This window comes from Falsiroseomonas bella (assembly GCF_003173615.1).
In the GTDB taxonomy this organism is placed as follows: domain Bacteria; phylum Pseudomonadota; class Alphaproteobacteria; order Acetobacterales; family Acetobacteraceae; genus Falsiroseomonas; species Falsiroseomonas bella.
This window is the reverse complement of record NZ_QGNA01000002.1, coordinates 511,232-530,929: the sequence shown is the minus strand read 5'-3', so window position 1 is coordinate 530,929 and position 19,698 is coordinate 511,232. Positions and strand designations below refer to the sequence as shown.

General features: G+C 69.7%; 20 protein-coding genes and 1 tRNA gene. 5 read left to right on the top strand and 16 right to left on the bottom strand.

Annotated elements, in window-relative coordinates:
• Positions 1 to 122: 122 nt before the first annotated feature.
• Positions 123 to 257, top strand: coding sequence for a hypothetical protein (locus DFH01_RS28985; protein WP_269846230.1), 135 nt, complete (start codon positions 123 to 125; stop codon positions 255 to 257).
• Between the two features lie 542 nt (positions 258 to 799).
• On the opposite strand, the gene DFH01_RS10845 is transcribed toward DFH01_RS28985, so the two are convergent.
• The 3 genes from DFH01_RS10845 to DFH01_RS27800 all read right to left on the bottom strand — a co-directional run bounded on the left by DFH01_RS10845 (position 800) and on the right by DFH01_RS27800 (position 1,378).
• Positions 800 to 875 (bottom strand) — tRNA-Glu (locus DFH01_RS10845).
• Positions 876 to 915: 40 nt separating this feature from the next.
• Complete coding sequence (locus DFH01_RS10840; RefSeq protein WP_109870444.1) at positions 916 to 1,119, bottom strand: DUF2256 domain-containing protein; 204 nt, start codon at positions 1,117 to 1,119, stop codon at positions 916 to 918.
• A 10-nt stretch (positions 1,120 to 1,129) separates the two neighbouring features.
• Positions 1,130 to 1,378 (bottom strand): hypothetical protein, encoded by a 249-nt coding sequence (locus DFH01_RS27800; protein WP_199231196.1) that lies wholly within the window; start codon positions 1,376 to 1,378, stop codon positions 1,130 to 1,132.
• Between the two features lie 16 nt (positions 1,379 to 1,394).
• Here DFH01_RS27800 and DFH01_RS10835 point away from each other — a divergent pair, with 16 nt between their 5' ends.
• From DFH01_RS10835 to DFH01_RS10825, 3 genes are all read left to right on the top strand, one after another.
• Complete coding sequence (locus DFH01_RS10835; RefSeq protein WP_408609186.1) at positions 1,395 to 2,429, top strand: RluA family pseudouridine synthase; 1,035 nt, start codon at positions 1,395 to 1,397, stop codon at positions 2,427 to 2,429.
• 280 nt (positions 2,430 to 2,709) lie between these two features.
• A complete protein-coding gene (rpoH, locus tag DFH01_RS10830) occupies positions 2,710 to 3,594 on the top strand; it encodes an RNA polymerase sigma factor RpoH (protein ID WP_109870442.1) in 885 nt (294 codons plus the stop codon).
• Between the two features lie 167 nt (positions 3,595 to 3,761).
• Positions 3,762 to 4,274: a VOC family protein gene (locus tag DFH01_RS10825; RefSeq protein WP_199231195.1), complete on the top strand. Its 513-nt coding sequence runs from the start codon at positions 3,762 to 3,764 to the stop codon at positions 4,272 to 4,274.
• 21 nt (positions 4,275 to 4,295) lie between these two features.
• On the opposite strand, the gene DFH01_RS10820 is transcribed toward DFH01_RS10825, so the two are convergent.
• Genes DFH01_RS10820 through DFH01_RS10785 form a run of 8 tightly spaced genes read right to left on the bottom strand, consistent with a single transcriptional unit; the run spans position 4,296 to position 11,825 of the window.
• A complete protein-coding gene (locus tag DFH01_RS10820; RefSeq protein WP_109870440.1) occupies positions 4,296 to 5,144 on the bottom strand; it encodes a sugar phosphate isomerase/epimerase family protein in 849 nt (282 codons plus the stop codon).
• Positions 5,145 to 5,163: 19 nt separating this feature from the next.
• Entirely contained in the window at positions 5,164 to 5,886 is a 723-nt protein-coding gene (locus tag DFH01_RS10815) for an SDR family oxidoreductase (protein WP_233256062.1), read from the bottom strand.
• Complete coding sequence (locus tag DFH01_RS10810) at positions 5,886 to 6,668, bottom strand: SDR family oxidoreductase (protein ID WP_109870439.1); 783 nt, start codon at positions 6,666 to 6,668, stop codon at positions 5,886 to 5,888. The genes DFH01_RS10815 and DFH01_RS10810 overlap by 1 nt, the downstream gene beginning before the upstream one ends.
• Position 6,669: 1 nt before the next feature.
• Complete coding sequence (locus tag DFH01_RS10805) at positions 6,670 to 7,575, bottom strand: dihydrodipicolinate synthase family protein (RefSeq protein ID WP_158287709.1); 906 nt, start codon at positions 7,573 to 7,575, stop codon at positions 6,670 to 6,672.
• Between the two features lie 10 nt (positions 7,576 to 7,585).
• Positions 7,586 to 8,680 (bottom strand): ABC transporter ATP-binding protein, encoded by a 1,095-nt coding sequence (locus tag DFH01_RS10800; protein ID WP_109870437.1) that lies wholly within the window; start codon positions 8,678 to 8,680, stop codon positions 7,586 to 7,588.
• A 5-nt stretch (positions 8,681 to 8,685) separates the two neighbouring features.
• Positions 8,686 to 9,516 carry a carbohydrate ABC transporter permease gene (locus DFH01_RS10795; RefSeq protein ID WP_109870436.1) on the bottom strand — a complete coding sequence of 277 codons (831 nt, stop codon included), beginning with the start codon at positions 9,514 to 9,516 and terminating at the stop codon, positions 8,686 to 8,688.
• Positions 9,513 to 10,442, bottom strand: coding sequence for a carbohydrate ABC transporter permease (locus tag DFH01_RS10790; RefSeq protein WP_158287708.1), 930 nt, complete (start codon positions 10,440 to 10,442; stop codon positions 9,513 to 9,515). Before DFH01_RS10790 ends, DFH01_RS10795 begins: the two co-directional genes overlap by 4 nt.
• 54 nt (positions 10,443 to 10,496) lie before the next feature.
• A complete protein-coding gene (locus tag DFH01_RS10785) occupies positions 10,497 to 11,825 on the bottom strand; it encodes an ABC transporter substrate-binding protein (RefSeq protein ID WP_158287707.1) in 1,329 nt (442 codons plus the stop codon).
• A 185-nt stretch (positions 11,826 to 12,010) separates the two neighbouring features.
• Between DFH01_RS10785 and DFH01_RS10780 the strand changes: the two genes are divergently transcribed.
• Positions 12,011 to 12,853 carry an IclR family transcriptional regulator domain-containing protein gene (locus tag DFH01_RS10780; protein ID WP_109870821.1) on the top strand — a complete coding sequence of 281 codons (843 nt, stop codon included), beginning with the start codon at positions 12,011 to 12,013 and terminating at the stop codon, positions 12,851 to 12,853.
• Between the two features lie 140 nt (positions 12,854 to 12,993).
• Here the strand turns inward: DFH01_RS10780 and DFH01_RS10775 are convergent, their stop codons facing one another.
• Genes DFH01_RS10775 through gcvPA form a run of 5 tightly spaced genes read right to left on the bottom strand, consistent with a single transcriptional unit; the run spans position 12,994 to position 19,684 of the window.
• Entirely contained in the window at positions 12,994 to 14,142 is a 1,149-nt protein-coding gene (locus DFH01_RS10775; protein ID WP_109870433.1) for an NAD(P)/FAD-dependent oxidoreductase, read from the bottom strand.
• Positions 14,142 to 15,845 carry an FAD-dependent oxidoreductase gene (locus tag DFH01_RS10770; protein WP_158287706.1) on the bottom strand — a complete coding sequence of 568 codons (1,704 nt, stop codon included), beginning with the start codon at positions 15,843 to 15,845 and terminating at the stop codon, positions 14,142 to 14,144. Before DFH01_RS10770 ends, DFH01_RS10775 begins: the two co-directional genes overlap by 1 nt.
• A gap of 1 nt (position 15,846) precedes the next feature.
• Positions 15,847 to 16,737: a polysaccharide deacetylase family protein gene (locus DFH01_RS10765; protein ID WP_109870431.1), complete on the bottom strand. Its 891-nt coding sequence runs from the start codon at positions 16,735 to 16,737 to the stop codon at positions 15,847 to 15,849.
• On the bottom strand, positions 16,734 to 18,296 hold the full coding sequence (gcvPB, locus tag DFH01_RS10760) for an aminomethyl-transferring glycine dehydrogenase subunit GcvPB (protein WP_109870430.1): 1,563 nt from the start codon (positions 18,294 to 18,296) through the stop codon (positions 16,734 to 16,736). Before gcvPB ends, DFH01_RS10765 begins: the two co-directional genes overlap by 4 nt.
• The gene (gene gcvPA, locus DFH01_RS10755) at positions 18,293 to 19,684 is read right to left on the bottom strand and encodes an aminomethyl-transferring glycine dehydrogenase subunit GcvPA (protein WP_199231193.1); all 1,392 of its coding nucleotides are present in this window, start codon (positions 19,682 to 19,684) and stop codon (positions 18,293 to 18,295) included. The genes gcvPB and gcvPA overlap by 4 nt, the downstream gene beginning before the upstream one ends.
• Positions 19,685 to 19,698 lie beyond the last annotated feature (14 nt).

The window sequence follows — 19,698 nt, the reverse complement described above, 5'->3', positions numbered from 1 at the left end:
CCACGCTGCGGCGGCCCGACACTGGTACCGGACACTGGTAGACGCAAATTCCGTGCGCCGGATGCTCGGCGCGGAGTCCCCGACGTGAAAACCGCCGGGCGCAGCATGTGCGGACCGGCGGCATGTCGGCGCTACTGACACACGATGCCGGCCTGACGCGGCCCAACGCACGCGGCGAGGCGCTGGCCGCCGCGACGCTGGAACATGGCGGTGCCATCGCGCTCGCCTCGGCGTGGCTGGAAGGGGACTCGCGATGACCGCGACCCTGGATTGCGGCGCTGCTCGCGCATGGCGGGCTCTCCCATAGGACGCGCGCCTTCCTGTCGGACCTCAAGCGGCAGGCCGCGCGCCTGCCGCTAACGGAGCGCCAGAAGGTGGCGGTGGAGCGCATCGCGGTATCGAAGCCGCCGCCCGACTTCCCCGCCATCAACCGCGCCGCGGAGCGTCGCCTGCCCGGACGGAAAGGATGCGCGCACGCTAGGCAGCGGCAGTCAGACCGCCGAGCAAGGATCGCCCAGTGTCAGGAGATGAAGCTTCCAACCCTGTAGCAGCTTGTTTGAGGTCGCACGGCCGGTGGCCGGAGTATCTTGCAACGGGTGAGGAATCCCTGTTGTGCGTGCCAGCCTAGCCGCACGATGCCGCTTTACCCCTACATCGTCACGACACCGGGAAGTACCCGAGGAAAAAAACACGCGCGCACGCGCGCGCGATGGGGAGCGGCGCAACCACCTGCCGAGGCGATCTTGGACCCCAAGATTGGACCATGCCGAGCATGGCGCATCTAAGTGTTTGAAAAGTCTGGCGTCCCATAGGGGATTCGAACCCCTGTTGCCGCCGTGAGAGGGCGGTGTCCTAGGCCTCTAGACGAATGGGACCCAAGGCCAGCGCGACCAAATGTGCCGCGAGGCCGGCTATCTAGCCTCGCCCCGCTCCGCGATCAAGACGCGCCGAACTCACTCCGCGCGCCCGCGCCCTCCTGCCCTCGCGGCAGGCGTCGGAGCAGAAGCGCACCATCTCCCAGTCACGCGCCCATTTCCGACGCCAGGCGAAAGGCCGGCCGCAGGCGGCGCAGACCTTCTCCGGCAGATGAGGCTTCCGATGCCCGCCGCTGCGCGCCATCGGCCGCACCTCATTCCGCCGCGCGCAACTCGCCCACCACACGCCCACGCTGCGGATCCACCAGCAGCACGCGCTCCCCGTCGGGACGGGAGACGAGCACCGCGACCCGCCCCTCCGCGCCGGCAATGGACAGGATCCTCGTCCCCGCGGGCTGGCCCAGATGGCGCTGTCCGATCGCGGACGCCTGCTCCCCCGCATTCATCCGCTGGACGATCGCCACAACCAGGGCCACGGTGCCGGCAACGATCAGCACCCCCATCACACCGACAAGCCACTTGAGCGCTGCCACGACACCCCCTGCCCTGCACCCGGCCGACGACCTCCGCGAGGTCGTGGCGCCGCCCGAGGCTGCCGGCACCCGCGCCGACCGCTTTCTGGCCAGCGCTCTAGAGGGCCTCTCGCGATCCCGGGTCAAGGCGCTCATAGAAGCGGGGCACGCCATGCGGGACGGCGCGGCGCTGGCCGACCCGGCGGAGTCGGTGCGCGCCGGCGCGCGCTATGCGCTGCGGATCCCCCCCGCCGTCCCCGCCGCGCCGCAGCCGCAGGCGATCCCGCTGACCATCCTGTTCGAGGATGCGGACCTCATCGTGCTCGACAAGCCCGCGGGGCTCGTCGTGCATCCCGCCCCGGGGAACCAGCAGGGCACCCTGGTCAACGCGGTGCTGGCCCATGCCGCGGAGGACCTCACCGGCATCGGCGGCGAGGCGCGGCCCGGCATCGTGCACCGGCTCGACAAGGACACCTCAGGCGTGATGGTGGTGGCCAAGACGGAGCGGGCGCACACCGCGCTCTCCGCCGCCTTCGCCAGCCGCGACCTCGACCGCGAGTATCTGGCGCTGGCCTGGGGCCTGCCGGCCACCGCGGCCGGCGAGATCGAGGCGCCGATCGGGCGCCACGCGATGGACCGCAAGCGCATGGCGGTGGTGGGCAAGCAAGGCGCGCGCGCCGGCAAGCCGGCCCTGACGCGCTGGCGGCTGGAGCGCGGCTTCGGCACCGCCGCGTCTTTGCTGCGCTGCCGGTTGGGGACTGGCCGGACACACCAGATCCGGGTGCACCTGGCGCATATCGGGCATCCGGTCGTCGGCGATCCGGTCTATCTGCGCCGTGTGCCGGCCTCGGCGCGGCTGCTGGCGGAGCCGGTGCGCGACGCCCTGCTCGCCTTCCCTCGACAGGCGCTGCATGCGGAGTCGCTCGGCTTTCGGCATCCCGTCACGGGCGAGCACCTGTCCTTCAAGGCGCCGCTGCCGCCCGACATGGCGCGACTTCTCGCGATGTTGGACAACCCTGTGTCGAAAGGTTACAGCGCGTAAACCTACCTTGCTGGTCGGTTTTTCTGGACCCCGGCGCCCCGAATCCGCTATAAGGCCCGTGTCGATAGTCGCCGGGTGCCGCTTGCACCTGTCGTGTCGCGGGCCGCAACGGTCCTGCCGACAAGAGGGCCCCGACCGCTCTCGCTCCGTCGTGACCGGAGCGGGGACGGCACGGGAGGGCCCGGCGGACGTTGATGACCCACGCAGGCCGCAACCCGGCATGCCGATCCGGTCCCCGCCGTCACGGGGGGCGCCGAACGGCAAGGAGGCAAATCCGTATATGGCTTCCAGCATGAGCATCCCGATCGCCCCGGAGGGCAACCTCGCCCGGTACCTCCAGGAGATCCGCAAGTTTCCGATGCTGACCGCCGAGGAGGAGTACAACCTCTCCAAGCGGTGGAAGGATCAGGGCGACGAGCAGGCCGCCCACAAGCTGGTCACGTCGCATCTGCGCCTGGTGGCGAAGATCGCGATGGGGTACCGCGGCTATGGCCTTCCCGTCGGCGAGCTGATCTCCGAGGGCAACGTCGGCATGATGCAGGCCGTCAAGCGCTTCGATCCCGACCGCGGCTTCCGCCTGGCGACCTACGCCATGTGGTGGATCCGTGCGGCCATCCAGGAATACATCCTGCACAGCTGGTCGCTGGTGAAGATGGGCACCACGGCCGCGCAGAAGAAGCTGTTCTTCAACCTGCGCCGCCTGAAGGGCCAGATGAGCGCGCTGGAGGAAGGCGACCTCAAGCCCGAGCAGGTCGAGAAGATCGCCAAGGCGCTGCAGGTGCCCGAGCAGGACGTGATCAGCATGAACCGGCGCCTCGCCTCGCCGGACAACAGCCTGAACGCACCTGTCCGCGCCGACAGCGAGGGCGAGTGGCAGGACTGGCTGGTGGACGACAGCGAGAGCCAGGAGACCGAACTGGCCGAGCGGCAGGACATGTCCAACCGCCGCCAGCTTCTCGGCGAGGCGCTGAAGACGCTGAACGACCGCGAGCGCCACATCCTGATCGAGCGCCGCCTGAAGGACGAACCGACGACGCTGGAAGAGCTCTCGCAGCAGTATAACATCAGCCGCGAGCGCGTCCGCCAGATCGAGGTCCGCGCCTTCGAGAAGCTGCAGAAGAGCATGAAGAGCCAGATCGTCGAGCGCAGGCTCGGCGTCGGCTGACCAGCCCGCCTACCCTCCCCCGTCCGCGGGGGAGGGTGACATGCGGCGGCGCGGCGGCTTCCGTGCCGCCCTTCCATTCAGACGCTGAATGATATCGCCCAGGCTCCATTCATTGGCCTCGGGCTCCGCACGCTGCCATCTTCATCCAGCAGCATGGAGCATCCGCGATGTCCGCCACTCTCGAAGCCCCGATGGAGAAGCCGGCCGCCATCGCCGGGATCCGCATCGGCCATGTCCATCTCAAGGTTGCCGAGCTGGAGCGTGCGCTCGCTTTCTGGCGCGACCTGATCGGGCTGGAGGTGCAGCAGCGCATGGGCGCGCAGGCCGTGTTCCTCTCGGCCGACGGCTACCACCACCATATCGCCCTGAACACCTGGGAAAGCGCCGGCGGCAGCCCGCCGCCCATGGGCAGCACGGGCCTGTATCACGTCGCCCTGCTCTACCCCGACCGCCCTGCCCTGGCGCGCGCGCTGAAGCGCCTGGTCGAGGCTGGCTATCCGCTGGAAGGCGCCTCGGACCACGGCGTGTCGGAGGCGATCTACCTCCGCGATCCTGACGGCAACGGCGTGGAGCTCTATCGCGACCGCGACCGCGCGGAATGGCCGCGCGACGCGGCCGGCAACCTCGACATGGTCACCCGCCGGCTCGACCTGCGGGCGCTGCTGGCCGAAGCGGGTTGAGGCGCCCTGCCCCGGCGCCGCTCAGCGCGCGCCGGGCCGCTTTTCCCAGCCATGTCTGGCGAGGATGTCGTGGCTGGCCGCGAGGTCGCCATCGGGATCGGTGCCGGGCTGGCAGGCATCGGTGATGATCTCCAGCACCGTCAGCCCGGTGTAGCCGGTCTCCTTCAGCGCCGCGGCGGCCGGTCCGGGCTGGACCATGCCAGTGCCAAGGCGGTCATGCTTGAACACCTCATAGCCGCTGTCGCTGATGTGCACGTTCTTCACCCGCTTGCCGAGCATGCGGATGGCGGCCGCCGGATCCTCCTTGATGTAGGCGCTGTTGCAGACGTCGAAGTTGATGCCGACGGAGGGATCGATGTCGTTGGCGACGTCCAGCATGTCCTTCGCGGTGGGCAGGAAGGTGAAGGGCACGTTCTCCAGGATGATCTCGGTGCGGCTGCCCTTGGCGTGCGCGACCAGCTCCTTCATGCCCTGCACGAACCACTCGCGCATCCAGGGCACCGGCGGGTTGATCAGCGAGTTCACCGGGCCGGGGATGGCGCAGACGAATGGGCAGTTGAGGTAGTCCGCGAGGTCGATCGCTTCCTTGTAGCGGTCCAGCGTGTAGCGCCGCATGATCGGGCAGGTGCTGTTCGGGTTGTTGTCGAGCAGCGGGTAGCAGAAGCTGGTGATGCGATGGCCGTTGCCGTCGAGCCAGGCCTTCAGCTCCGCCTTCTCCGCTGGCGCCATCGCGGACGGCCAGAGATGCGGCGGGAAGATCATCAGCTCGAAATTCTTGTAGCCTTGCGACGCCAGGTGCTTCAGCGCACCCAGGCCCGAATGCGAATAGAGGAAGGGGAAGGTCGAGGCGGCGACGCGCAGATCGGACATGACGGATCCCTCCGATGGGTCAGAGCGTGGATTCGAGACGCGTGTTGACGATCAGCTCGGCGACATGCGCCTGGTCTGGCAGGCGGAGCAGCAGGCAGACGACCTCCGCGATGGTCTCGGGCTGCATCCGGCCGGCTGCAGGCGTCGCGCCGGGCAGCCCGGCGATGAGCTCGGTGTCGATCGCGCCGGGGCAGAGCGCGGTGGCACGCACGCCATCGGCGTGGCCTGCGAAGCGCGCGGCGTGCGTCAGCGCCATCAGCGCATGCTTGGTCATCGCGTAGCCGAGCGGCGCGGAGGGATCGCGGATGCGCTTGCCGTCGGTGGAGGCGACGTTCACCAGGCGCCCATGCCCCGCCGCGCGCAGATGCGGCATGGCGGCACGGATGGCGCGCAGCGGGCCCTTCACATTGACCGCCCACATCTCGTCGAGCGCGGCCTCGTCGCCTTCCTCCAGCGTGAAGCGCTTGAGGATGCCGGCATTATTCACGAGCGCATCGAGCCTGCCATGCGCGGCGACAGCCTCCGCGATCCACGATCCCGCGCTGTCCGGCTGCGCCGCATCGTAGCGGTGCCAGGTGACGCGGGGACCATCTGGTAGCGACAGTCTGCGCGACGGATCGCGCACGCCGCAAGCCAGGCAAAAACCTTCGGCATGCAGCCGCCGCGCGATCGCCGCGCCGAGGCCGCGCCCCGCGCCGGAGATGGCGACGACACGGCCTGCGGCAGGCAGCATCGCCTCCATCAGAACAGTCCTTGGTACACGCCGCCGTCGTTGACGATGTTCTGGGCCGTCATGAAGCCGGCCTGCGCGCTGCAGAGATAGGCGACGAGGTCGCCGCATTCCGACGGGTCGGCGAAGCGGCCGGCCGGGCAGGTCTTCAGCCGGTCCTGCACGATCGCCTCATAGGTCGTGTTGCCGCGCTTCGCGTGGCCATGCAGGTTCACGCGAAGCGCCTCGGTGTCGAAAAGGCCGGGGCAGACGCTGTTGACAGTGACGTTGTGCGGGATGAGCTCCCGCGCCATGGAAGCGATGGCCGCCGAAAGTCCCGCGCGCGCGGAGTGGCTATGCGCGAAGCCGACCTGCGGGAACTTGATGAAGCTGACGCTGATGTTGACGATGCGGCCGAATTTCCGCTCGCACATGCCCGGCGCGGTACGGCGAATCAGTTCCACCGCCGTGTAGAAATGCTCGTTCCACCAGCGCTGCCACTCGCCGCGGTCCCAGGTGCGAAAATCGCCGGGAACCTGGCGCGTGCCGGGGCTGGTGACGAGGATGTCGGGGTTGGGACAGGCGGCAAGCAGCGCATCGTGCCCGGCATCGCTGTTCACGTCGCCGGCGACGGTCGTGACGCGCACGCCATGCGCGCGCCGGATGGATTCGGCCGCTTCCTCGAGCGGCCCGGGCGTGCGGGCCATGATGGTCAGGTCGCAGCCCTCGCGCGCCAGGCTTTCGGCGCAGGCGCGGCCGAGGCCCTGGCTTGCGGCGCAGACGATCGCGTGGCGGCCACGGATACCGAGGTCCATCTCAGCCGATCCCGAGATCCGCGAGGCCGCGCTTCAGCCCGTCCAGGGGCTCGCCCTTAAGCGGTTGCAAGGGCGGGCGCGGCACGCCGCCGCCGGGGAAGCCCAGGTGATCCATCGCCGCCTTCGTCGCGGGATAGAGGGTGCGGCCGCCGGTGACGAACAGGTCCGTCAGGCGGCGCGACGTGGCCTGAAGCTGCTCCGCTTCCGCCTGTCGCGCCGGATCGCGCGCGGCGTACCAGAGCTCTGTCGTGCCGCGCCACACATTGGGGAAGCAATCCACCGTGCCGTCGGCGCCGGCATGGATCGCCGGCACGCCGAAGACGGAGGACGGGCCACAGAAGACGCGAAGGGAGTCCTTCACCGCCAGCAGCGTGGCGTAGAAGTTGTTCCAGTCCCCGCTGCTCTCCTTGATCGCCACCACCTTGTCGAGCGCCGCGAGCCGCACGGCCAGCGCCGGGGAGATCGCATTCACCGCATTGCCCGGGATGTTGTAGGCGACGATCGGCAGCGGCGAGCCGGCCGAGACGGCGGCGAAATGCCAGAAGATCTCGTCGTCGGTCAGCTTCACGAAATAGGGCGGCAGCACCAGGATGCCGTCCGCGCCCGCTTCCTTCGCCGCATGGGCCAGGGCGATGGTGTCGTCCGCGCCGACGCAGCCCGTGCCGACGATCACCGTGCCGCGGCCCTTACCCGCCGCCACGGCGTCGCGATACAGCGCCTTGCGCTCCTCCATCGCGAGGGACCAGAACTCGCCGGTGCAGCCGCATGCGACAACCCCGGTCGCACCCTCGTCCAGCAGCCGCGCGATGTTGGCGCGAAAGCCGGCGGAATCGACTCGACCCTCCGCGTCGAAGGGCGTCGTCACGGCGGGCATCGGGCCCGACCAGTCCACGCTGTTGCGGTCCATTCCAGTCCTCCTAGGCCGCAAGGGCTTGCGGCGCGGTGCAGGTGGCATCCAGCCGCAGACCCGACGCCGCATCGAACAGGTGCAGTCGCGCGGCGCGCACGCCCCAACGCAGCGTCTCGCCGGCCGCGAGCGGCAGCGCGGCATCGGCGCGGATGGTCAGCACGTCGCCGCCGGCGATATCGAGCTGGGCGATCTGCTCATGCCCATGCGGCTCCACCAGGCGGATGCGGGATTCGAACGGCCCCTCGCCCACCACGATGTCCTCGGGCCTGAGGCCGAGCACCAGATCCGGCGTCACATGTCCCGACAGCCCAACACGGACCGCCGGATGTGCGAAGGCGCCGTTCTCCGCGCGCCCGCGCAGCAGGTTCATTGTCGGCGCGCCGATGAAGCCCGCGACGAACAGGTTGGCCGGCCGGTTGTACACCTCGCTTGGCGTGCCGACCTGCTGCAGCACGCCCTCATGCATGACGGCGATGCGGTCCGACATGGTCATCGCTTCGAGCTGGTCATGCGTGACATAGACGAAGGTGCGGCCGACGCGCTGGTGCAGCTCGATCAGCTCGGCACGCATATGGGCACGCAGCTTCGCATCCAGGTTGGACAGCGGCTCATCCAGCAGGAAGACGCGCGGATCGCGCACCAGCGCACGGCCCAGCGCGACGCGCTGCTGCTGCCCGCCCGAAAGCTGGCGCGGCTTGCGCGGCAGGAGCTCCGTCAGGTGCAGCGACTCCGCCGCGCGCTTCACCCGCTCCTCGCGCTCCGCGCGCGGCACGCCGCGCTTCTTCAGCGGATAGGCGATGTTCTCCGCAACCGTCATGTGCGGATAGAGCGCGTAGGATTGGAACACCATCGCGACATCGCGCGCGCCCGGCGCCACCTCGTTCACCACGCGCCCGCCGATCGAGATGGTGCCAGAGGTCGGAAATTCGAGGCCGGCCAGCATGCGCAGCGACGTCGTCTTCCCGCAGCCGGAAGGACCGAGCAGGCTCAGGAACTCGCCGCCGCGGATCAGCAGGTCGAGCTCCCGCACCACAAGGTTGGTGCCGAAGACCTTGCGCACCTTCTCGAACCGGACCTCGCCCTCGGCCCGGCGGGCATCCATCGCGCTCATCCCTTCACGCCCCCGGCACCGAAGCCGCGCGTCAGAAATTTCTGCAGGAAGGCGAAGATGACGATCAAGGGGATGCTCATCATGACGGAGGCCGCCATCAGCAGCGACCATTCGATGTTGAAGGCGCTGATCAGCATGTTCATCACGCCCGTCGTGAGCGGCCGCGCCTCGTCCGTGTTCACCAGCACCAACGCGTAGAGGTACTCGTTCCAGGACAGGATGAAGGTGAACAGGCTGGTGGAGATGATGCCTGGCAGCGCCTGCGGCAGGATCACGTCGAAAAAGGCACCCATGCGCGTCGCGCCATCCACCAGCGCCGCGTTCTCCAGATCGTCCGGGATGCCCTGCATGAAGCTGCGCAGCAGCCACAGCGCATAGGGCAGCGCGAAGGTGGTGTAGGCGATCACCAGGCTGAGCAGCGAATTGGCCACGCCGATCCAGACCATCATCAGATACAGCGGCAGGATCAGCACGACGGAGGGCAGCAGGTAGGTGAACAGCACCAGCTGCGCCAGCCTCTCCCGCCCGCGATAGCGGAAGCGCACCAGGCTGTGCGCCCCGAGCGTCGCCACCGTCACCACCAGCAGCGTCGTCGCCGTGGACAGCAACAGCGAGTTGCGCATGTAGAGCAGGAAGGGCGTCTCCCACAGCAGCCGCGCGTAGTGCTCGAAGGTGATCTGCTCCGGCCAGAAGGTCGGCGGGATGCGGAACAGCTCGAATTGCGGCTTGACCGAGGTGATCACCATCCAGACCAGCGGAAAGGCGGTGACCAGCACGATCGTCCAGGCGAAGAGGTTGAAGGCGACGCGGCCGAGGATGCGCTTCACCGCGGCTCCTCCCCCCGCGCGCGGAGGACGCGGAAGTAGACCAGCATGAAGACCAGCATCACCAGCATCATCGCCACCGCGACGGCCGAGGCGCGGCCCATCTCGTTCAGGCCGAAGGCTTCCTTGTAGACCATCAGCGGCAGGGTCTGCGTGCCGATGATCGGGCCACCGCCGGTCAGCAGGTAGATCAGGTCGAACTCCTTGAAGTCCCAGATCGCGCGCAGCAGCACGACCACCACCAGCACGTCGCGCAGCTGCGGCAGCGTCACGTCCGTGAAGCGGCCCCAGGCGCCCGCGCCATCGATCGTCGCGGCCTCGTAGAGCGTCTCAGGGATGGTCTGCAGCCGCGCCAGCACCGCGATGACGACGAAGGGGAAATACTTCCAGGCCCCCACCAGCACCACGCTCACCATCGCGTTCGGCATCGCACCGAGCCAGTCGAGCGGCATGTCCAGGATGCCGGCCCACATCATCAGGTGGTTCAGGACGCCGTAGAGGTCGTTGAACAGCCAACGCCAGACCAGCACCGCGACGACGGTCGAGACGAAATAGGGGAACAGGATCAGGCTGCGCGCCAGGCTGCGGAAGACCATCGCCTGGTTCAGCATCAGCGCCGCGGCGATGCCGAGCACCACCTGCAACGTGAGCGTCAGCACCGTCCAGATCAGGTTGTTCAGCAGCGATCGCCAGAACTCCGGCGAGTTCGCCAGCTCAGCATAGTTGCGGAAGCCGACGAAGCTGCCGGAGAGCGTCGGCGTGAAGATCGAGAACAGGCTGAGATAGATCGCCGAGACGAGCGGATAGACGATCACGGCGCAGAAGATCAGCACGGTGGGCGCGATCAGCACCATGCCCAGCAGCGCATAGCCGCGGTCGAGCGGATTCACCGCGGCGCGATCCGCCGCGGTGAGGCCCGGCACGGCCATGGCTTCACGAGCGGCGGATGCGCCGCGCTGCGCCATCCTGCCGCTCCGCCCCGATCAGGACGCGCGCATCAGCTGCTCGAGCCGCTGGGCGGTGACGGAGACCACCTGCGCCATCGGCTCGTTGTTGATCACGTAACGCTGCACCGCCTCCGACAGGGCGTGGCTGGCGATGATCGCGCCGGCGCGGGTGTTCGGCTTGTGGCGCGGCGTCTCCCAGCCGAGGTTATGGCCGGCCGCGGCGCTTTCCGACATCAGGTCCACCATGGCGCGATACTTGTTGATGATCGCGTTGTCCTGATACTGCGGCATCGCGGAGATCGTCTTCAGGACCGGCAGCACATGGCCCGGCGCCGCATGCAGCTGGCGGATGTAGCCTTCCGGCTGGAAGAGATGCGCGGCGAAGCGCTTCGCCAGATCCATGTTCGGCGCGACCTTCGGGATCATCACGGAGGGGAAGTCGTTGAAGGTCCAGTGCGCGATATCCGCCGAGATCGTCGGATAGCGGTGGCAGGAGATGTGGTCGGCGATGCGCGGGTTCTGCGCCGCGACGTTCGCCAGCACGCGGCCGGTGTAGATGCCCGTCGCCGTCGCACCGGAGACGAAGGCCGTCAGGCTCTCGCCCCAGGAATAGCCGGTCGCGCCGGGCGGGCAGAGCTCCCGCATGGACTTGTAGAATTCCAGCGCATTGCGGAACGCGTCGCTGTCCACCGCCACCTGCAGGTCGGGCGTGAAGATCTGCCCGCCCGCGCCATGCACGAAGCAGATGAAGATCAGGCTGGTCATGGAGTTCCGGCCATAGGGCAGCGGTGCGCCGAACACGCCGCGGCCCTGCATGCGGCGGCAGGCGTCGCGCAGCTGGTCCCAGGTGCGGGGCGGGGCGGAGATGCCGGCCGCCTGCATCAGGTCGGCGCGCAGCCACAGCATGTTGGCCGCCGAGTTGCCGATGCCGGTGCCGCAATACTGGCCAGGCGTGATTTCGTAGATGCGGTTTGCGCCCTCGTAGTAGTTCTGCGGTCCGACCGCCTGAATCACGTCGTTCATCGGCTCGAGAAGGCCGTTCTGCCAGTAGGTCGCGAGAGCGAAGGATGGCAGGTGCGTCACCACGCTCGGCACCTGCTGCGAGGCGAAGGCAGCGGCCATCTGCGCCGGATAGCCCTCGTCGCTGGTCGCCTCGAACACGACGCGGACGCCGGGATTCGCCTGCTCGAAGGCGCGGATCTGGAAATTGTAGGCTTCACGCTGCGCCGGCGCGGTCTGCGGCGACCACCAGCGGATGGTGGTCTGCGCCTGCGCACGCGCGAGCATCGGCGTGCCCAGCCCCAGCGCGGCAGTGCCGCCCAGAAGCGTGCGACGGCCGAGCACCGTCATGTTGCGATCGGACATGCCTTCTCTCCCGTCTCGTCCCTGCTTCCGGACTGTGCTGTCATGCGAACACGATTTCGCAGAGTGAACAGGAGGATGCGCTGGCCGGCAAGAGGGTTGTTCGCGAAACCCGCATCGCCTCGCCCCTCTTGTTCGCAGCGCGAACGCGCGACAGGATCGGCGGGGGACACGGGACATTGCCGACGATGGAGCACGACAAGGCGCCGCGACGCCATGAGGAGGAAGCCACATCCCTCCTGGCCGAGGAGCTGGAAACCGATCTGCGCGCGGGTGCCGACCGCGAGCTGGTCCATTCCGTGCTGCGCCTTTTCGAGGTGCTGAAGGCCTTCCGCCGCGAACGGCCTCGCATGACGCTGAGCGAGGTCGCCGAATATGCCGGCCTCACCCGCGCCAGCGCACGGCGCTTCCTGCTCACGCTGGTCCATGCGGGCTACGCCGAGACCGACGGCAAGCGCTTCGCCCTCACGCCGCGTCTGCTCGAGCTCGGCCATGCGGTGATGGCCGGCTCCTCGGTGTGGGACGTCGCGCGGCCGGTGCTGGAGGCGCTGTCAGAGAAACTCGGCGAATCCTGCTACGGCGCCGTGCTCGACGGCGCGGAGGTGCTCTACGTCCTCCACATCCCCAGCTCCCGGCATCTGATCAACGTGGATCTCCGCGTCGGCAGCCGCACGCCGGCGTATTGCACTTCGGTCGGTCGCGTCCTGCTCGCCGGGCTGACGCCCGCCGCGGCAGAGCGCGTCCTCGCGGCAGGCAAGCCGGAGTCACGCACGCCGAAGACCGTGACCGCGAAGGGCAAGCTGCTGGACGCGGTGGAGCAGGCGCGGCGCCAGGGCTGGTCCATCGTGGACGAGGAGCTTGAGCTCGGCCTTCGCTCGCTGTCCGTGCCGCTCCGCGGGCGCGGCGGCGTGACGGTGGGCGCGATCAATGTCTGCGGCCCGACCTCCCGCGTCTCGCTGGAGGAGCTGCGCACGCGCTTCCTCGGTGAGCTGCTGGAGGCCGCGTCGCGCATCCAGGCCGCGATCGAATAGGTTAGACCCAGCGGCGTGAATGTTGACACATTCACGCGCCTCAAGCGCCGGCCGTCGCACTGGCGGCGGGCCGCGCTCGCGGCCTCGGCCGGGGCCAAGGGCGCCATCCGCCATCGGATCACCACCAACGCTGCTCGCTATCAGGCTGCGGCGCGGAACCGAGCGGCGGAGAAGGGCGCGATGTCGAAGCCGCCGTCGCGCCCCTGCAGCGCCGCCGCGGCAAGCCGCCCGACCAGCGGCCCGAGCGTGTAGCCGGCATCGCCCGGCACGGCGAGGAACAGGCCCGGCAGTCCCGGCGCCTCACCCAGGATGTTTTGGCCGTCACAGGTGGTGTTCACGCCAGCCCAGGTACGGATCAGGCGCAGCCGCGCAAGTCGCGGCACGATGTGGCTCGCCAGGCGCAGATTGCCGATCAGGCTCGATGCCTCGACCGTCGGATGCTGCTCGGCTCCGGCGAGTCGCGCCGGCCAGCCGCCGCCGATGACGCATTGCCCGGCAGCGAGCTGCTTCAGCGTGATCATCCGCTCCGCATGCTGCACCAGATGGCCGATCAGCGGCGCCGTCGCCTCCGTCACGTTCATGTGCAGCGGCTCCGCCACCGTCGGCACATCGAGGCCCAGCGGCGCCAGCAGCGCGCCGGTGCCGGCACCGGCCGCGATCACCACGCGCCCCGCGCGCAGCGTTCCGCCGGCATGGTGCAGCAGCCAGGCCGCGCCGTCGCGCTCGATCCGCGCCACGCGCGATTCGGGCAGCAGCAGGCCGCCGACGGCGAGCAGCGCGCGGCGCACCGCCTGGTTCGCGAGCAGCGGGTTCAGCTTGCCTTCCTCGGCGCAGAACTCCGCGCCAATCACCGCCTCTCCCAGATAGGGCGCGATGCGCGCCAGCTCGGCGCGGCCCAGCATCTCTACCGTCAGGCCAAGCCGGTTCTCTCGCTCGCATTTGCGGGCGAGGAATTCGTAGGATTCGGGCGTCTCCGCCACCATCAGCCCGCCACTGGCCTTCAGCTCGAAGCCCGTTCCGAGCTCCGCTTCCAGCTCCGCCCAGCGCCGCGCCGCGGCAACGTAGAGCGGCAGCGACCGCTCCAGCCCCGGCACCTGGTCGGGATACATGCGGATGAACCGGCTCTGCATCTGCACATGCAGGCTGCCGGCATTCGCCACGGTGCCGGCATGCCGCGCGGCGTCGTCCAGCACCACCACCTCCGCACCGTCGCGCGCCAGTTCCAGCGCCGCGCACAGGCCGACGATGCCGGCGCCGATGATGGCGATCTCGGCCTCGCGCGGCATCATCACGGCGTCTCGGCGAGCGCGACGATGTCGGCGATGGCGATCGGCTTCACCGGCGCGCGCGGCGCGAACAGCGCGCGATCGTCCAGCGGTCGTCCCTGCGTCTCGGCCAGGTGCTCGGCCAGCAGCGGCGCGCAGTAGCGCCCCTGGCAGCGCCCCATGCCGCAGCGCGTGCGCCGCTTCACCTCGCCGAGCGGCGGTGCGCCATCGGCCAGCGCGGCGTCGATCTCGCCCTTGGTCACTTCCTCGCAGCGGCAGACGACCGTCCCTGGATCGGCCAGCGCAAGCCCCGTGCGCGGCGCGGCGAAAAGCCGCCACAGTGCGGCCTGGAAGCGGCGATGGCGCGCAAGGCGCCGTCGCGCGGCGTCGCCTTCGGCCGCTATCGCGGCAGGCACGGTCCGTCCCAGCCGTTCGGCGGCCGCGAGCGCGGCGATCACGCCCTCCTCCCGCGCCGCCGGCGCGCCGCCGAGGCCAGCGCAGTCGCCGATCGCGTAGAGACCCGGGACGCTGGTCATCATCGCGTCGTCGCGCCGCGGCACGAACTGGCCACGCGCCGCGTCGAACACGCATTCGGCGCCGAGCGCGCGCAGCGTCTCCTGGCTCGGCAGGAAGCCGTAGCCGAGCAGAACGGCATCCGTCTCATGCACGCCCTCGCCCCACGCGCCGCGGAGCGTGACGCGCAACGCGCCATCCGGGGATCGCGCGATGCGCGTCAGCACCGTGCCATGCCGCAGAGGAACGTGGCGCCGCGCGAGCATGGCGAGGTAGCGGGCGCCCTTGGTGGCCAGTGCCGGATCAGCGACGGCCATCGCGATCGCATCCTTCAGGCGCGTCGCGGGGCCGGGCGCCGCCTCGGCGACGGCGACCAGGGTGGCGCCGCCTTCCGCCAGCTCGCAGGCCACCTGCATGTTCAGCGGCCCGTTGCCGGCGACCAGCACGCGCCGGCCCGGCAGCACGCGGTGGCTGCGCCACAGCGTCTGCGCCGCGCCCGTCGTCATCACGCCGGGCAGCGTCCAGCCCGGCACGACATGCGGGCGCTCATAGGCGCCGGATGCGACGATCAGCGCGCGTGGCGCAAGCAGGCGCGTGCGCGCGCCGTCGAACACCGCGATCCGGTCCGGCTCGAAGGCACCCCAGAGTTCCGCGCCGCGCAGGATGCGCGCGCCCGACGACTCCGCTTGCGCCGCAAGCGCCGCGCCCTGCGCATGCTGCGCATCGAGCGGCGGTGCGTCGAGGCCGGGCGACGGCTGCTTGTAGTATTGCCCGCCGAGCGCGGCGCGCTCCTCCACCACCAGCACGTCCAGCCCGCAGCGCCGCGCCGCGATGGCGGCGGAAAGGCCTGCTGCCCCGCCGCCGAGGACGAGAAGATCCACCGCTTCGGGCGCAGGCGGCGGCGTGTCGTCCGGGATCGGTACGGGCCCGGCGGGCAGGCGCGCGACGCCGGGGAACGGCTGGTGCCGCACCACGAGACCGGGCGTCGCCTTGGCCATGCAGGCGCGCGTATTCGGCGTGCCGTCGAGCTCCACCAGGCAGTCCTGACAGACGCCCATGCCGCAGAACAGGCCGCGCCCTTCGCCATCCAGGCCGCGCCGCGTCGCGCGCATCTCCCGGATGCCGGCCGAGGTCAGCGCGGCCGCGACGCTCTGCCCGGCGCGGAACGCCACCGCGCGCGCGACGCCATCCGCGTCGTGCCAGGTCAGGTGCATGTCAGGCGGCATGGGCAAGCGCGTGGCGCGCGACGTCGGCATGGGTGGCGAACCAGACGCGGCCCTTGGCGGCCGCGTGCCGGATGATCTCGTCGAGGATCCAGATGCGGCTGCGGTAGCCGATGACGAAGGGATGCATCACCAGCTGGAAGACGCTGCCCTCCTCCCACGCCGCGTCGAATTCACGCAGGAAGATGCGCAGCACGTCCTCCGGCGTGACGTAGGGGCGCGTCGCCGGATTGCGGTTGAACAGGAAATACACCGCGTCGTCGCGCAGCCATTCGACCGGGATCTCGACGACGCCGGTCGGCGCGCCGTCGAGCAGCAGCTCATACGGTTCCTCATCGGCCATCAGGCTGCTGTCGTAGAGCAGGCCGAGCTCCTTCACGAGCGCGACCGTGTTCGGGCTGGTGTCCCATTGCGCCGCGCGATGTCCGACCGGCTCGCGCCCCGACAGGCCCGCGAGCGCGTCGCGCGCGCGCAGCATCAGCTCGCGCTCGCTCGCAGCGTCGAGGATGGAGGTGTTCTCGTGGATCCAGCCATGGATGCCGATCTCGTGGCCCGCGGCTGCGATGCGCGCCGGCTCATCCGGCCCGATCAGCGCGGCGACGGCAGGGCAGAAGAAGGTGGCCGGCACACCGTGCTTCTCGAGCAGCGCGAGGATGCGCGGCACGCCGACGCGCCGCCCGAACTCGCCCCAGGCGAGGCGGCCGATCGCCTCGCCGCCCGCGCCCATCTCGAAGGTCTCGTGGTCGCAGTCGAAGGAGAGCGCGACGGCGCAGCGCGCGCCGCCGGGCCATTCGCGCGGCCGCAGCCGCCGCCCCGCGCGCACGCGAGAGACGAGACCGCGCCAGCGATCCTCCGGCCACTCCCAGGGCCTGGGGTGGCTCACTCCGCCGCCTGCTGCGCCGCGCCGCCGCGATGCTTGCGGAGGTAGGCCCGCCAGGTGGTCGCCCAGCGCGCCGGGTCCTCGCAGCCCTCGCCCTGCACCTTGGCGATGGCGGCGTTGTGCGGCGCCGACTTCACCAGGTCGGGATTCGCATAGGCTTCCTCGCAGACCTTCCGCACCACGGCGACCCAGGTGTCGATGTCCTCCTTCGACCACAACTCGCCCGCTTCCGGCGTGAAGGGTTCCGGGAAAAGCCACGGCTCATGCGCGAGCCAGGGCGCGTCCACGCCATAGTCCGTCATGCGGTTCGCGACCTCGCCGACGCCGATGCCCGTCTCCTCCTTCAGCGTGCCGAGGGAGTAGCGCGTCATCTCCATGCGCGGGCCACCGATGTCGGGGTGGCTCTTCGTCACGCCGCGGATCGCGAGCAGGCCCTTCTCCATGTAGTTGTTCGCCAGCACCGAGATGTCGGAAGCCTCGTTGATGCCCTCCGCGCCCATCCCGCGCGCCCAGGCATAGGCGCGCATGACGATGTGCAGGTTGCCCATGAACTCCCGCACTTTGCCCACGCTGTTCTCCGGCACGTCCAGCGTGAAGCCGGAGGCGGTCCTGTTCACCATCGGCTTCGGCAGGAAGCGCGCGAGCTCCTCCGTGCAGCCATAGGCGCCGGTCGCCGGGCCACCGCCGCCCTTCGGGCCGCCGAAGGTCTTGTGCAGCATGAACATGCAGGCATCGAAGCCCAGGTCGCGCGCGCGGATCTTGCCCATCACGCCGTTGAAGTTGGCGTGGTCGTAGAAGGCCAGGCCGCCGGCTTCCTTCACCAGCCGCACCCATTCCTTCATGTGCGGGTTGTAGATGCCCATGTCGTCGGGGTTGTTGATCATCAGCGCCGCGGTGCGCGGGCCGATCGCCGCCTTCAGCGCCTCCACGCTCGGGTAGCCGCCCTCCTCGAGCGGCAGCGTGATCACCTTGAAGCCGCCGGCCGCGGCGGTCGCCGGGTTGCAGGGATGCGCCTGGATCGAGGTGACGATCTCGTCGCGCTGCCCGAGCTGCCCGGTCGCCTCCAGCCAGCCGCGCGTGACGCAGACATGGGTGTAGGCCGCGTCCGCGCCGCCCGCCGCCTGGAAGGTGAAGCGGTCCATGCCGGAGAGCGCCTTCAGGATCTGCTCGAAGTTCCAGACGATCTCCAGCAGCCCCTGCAGCGTGGATGGGTCCTGCAGCGGATGGATCTCGGCCATCTGCGGGCGGAGGCCCAGCGCCTCGTTGACGCGCGGGTTGTACTTCATGGTGCAGGTGCCGAAGAGGCTGATGCCCACCATGCCCAGCACCTGCTGCGACAGCCGCACGTAGTGGCGCAGCGTGTCGTGCTCCGTCATCTCCGGCAGGACGGGCGCCGACTTGCGGCGCATCGCCGGCGGCAGCAGGTCCGCGGCGGGGCCGACGGCCGCCGCGCTGTCCGGCGCGGCGAAGGTGATGCCGCGGCGACCCGGCGCGCCGAGTTCCATCACCACCGGCTCGTTCCAGCGGGCCTGGTGGTATTCGCGGGGCGTCACGTCGCTCATGCCACGATCTCCTGCAGCGCCGCGGCAAGCCGGGCGATGTCCTCCGCGGTGTGCACTTCCGTCACGGCATAGAGCGCGCTCTGCCCGAGCGCCGGGAAGTCGGCCGACAGATCGCGTCCGCCAAAGATCCCCTGCGCGCGCAGCGCATCGTTCACCTGCGCGACGGTCTTCCCCGCGCCGTCGAAATTCACGACGAACTCCTTGAAGAAGCCGCAGGGGAAGCCGATGCGCAGGCCCTTGATGCCGGCCAGAGTCTTCGCCGCGTGATGGCTGCGCTGGACGATCACCTCGCCGACCTCGCGGAAGCCCTGCGGGCCGAGCAGCGCCATGTAGGCGGCGCAGCCGATGGTGGTCAGGTAGACCGAATTGCCTGTCCAGTCCTTGCCTTCCTCCCGCATGCCGTAGCTGGACTGATGCGCCAGGCTCAGCGCGAAGCCGTGCTCCCCGGGCTTGTCCGTCGGCGCGATGGAGATGTTGAGCGTGGGGTATTCGCGGGCATAGCGCTCCTCGTCGCGCGACGCGAGGAACCCGCCCGCGCCGCCGCCCGCCATCATATGCGCGCCGAGCGTCTGGATCGTGCCCACTACGATGTCCGCGCCGTAGTCGCCCGGCGGCGCCAGCACGCCGAGCGAGATCGGGTCCACGCCGACGATGAACTCGGCGCCCCTCGCGCGCGCCAGCTTGCCGATCTCCGCGGCGCGCGCCTCGATCACGCCGAAGCTGCCGGGATTCTCGATGTAGACGCCGGCGGTCTTGTCGGACAGCTTCGCCTTCAGGTCATCGAGGTCGAGGAAGCCGCTCGCCTTCTCCCACGCCACCGGCACCACCGCGATGTGCCCGTGGCTGCCCTTCGGCTCGCAATACTGTCGCAGCACGTCCAGGCGCTCCGGGTCCATGCCCGCCGGCACCAGCACCTCGCGCCGCCCGTTCAGGCGCGACGCCATGCGCACCGCATTGCCGATGGCGCAGCCCCAGGAATAGACAGGCAGGCCGACGAATTCCATGCCGACCAGCTCGCCCAGCATCGAGCAGAACTCGAACCAGGCCTGGTTGCGGCCGTGGTCGGACATCGGCGTGCCCCAGACGCTGGTGAGGAATTCCGTGCGCCCCACCACCTCGTCCACGATTGCCGGGACGTGGTGCTGCCAGATGCCGGCGCCGAGGAAGGAGAGGTTCTGCTCGCAATCGGCATTCTTCTGCAGCAGCCCGAGCATGTGCCGCTTCAGCGCGACCTCGCTGGCCAGCGCCGGCGGCAGGTCGAGCTTGCCGCGGAAGCGATGCTCCGCAGGGATTTGCGCGAAGAGCGATTCGATGTCCGGCGCACCGATGGCGCGCAGCATCGCTGCCTTCGCCTCCGGCGTCGCATTCGCCATCCAGGGATGTCCCATACGCCTCTCCCGTT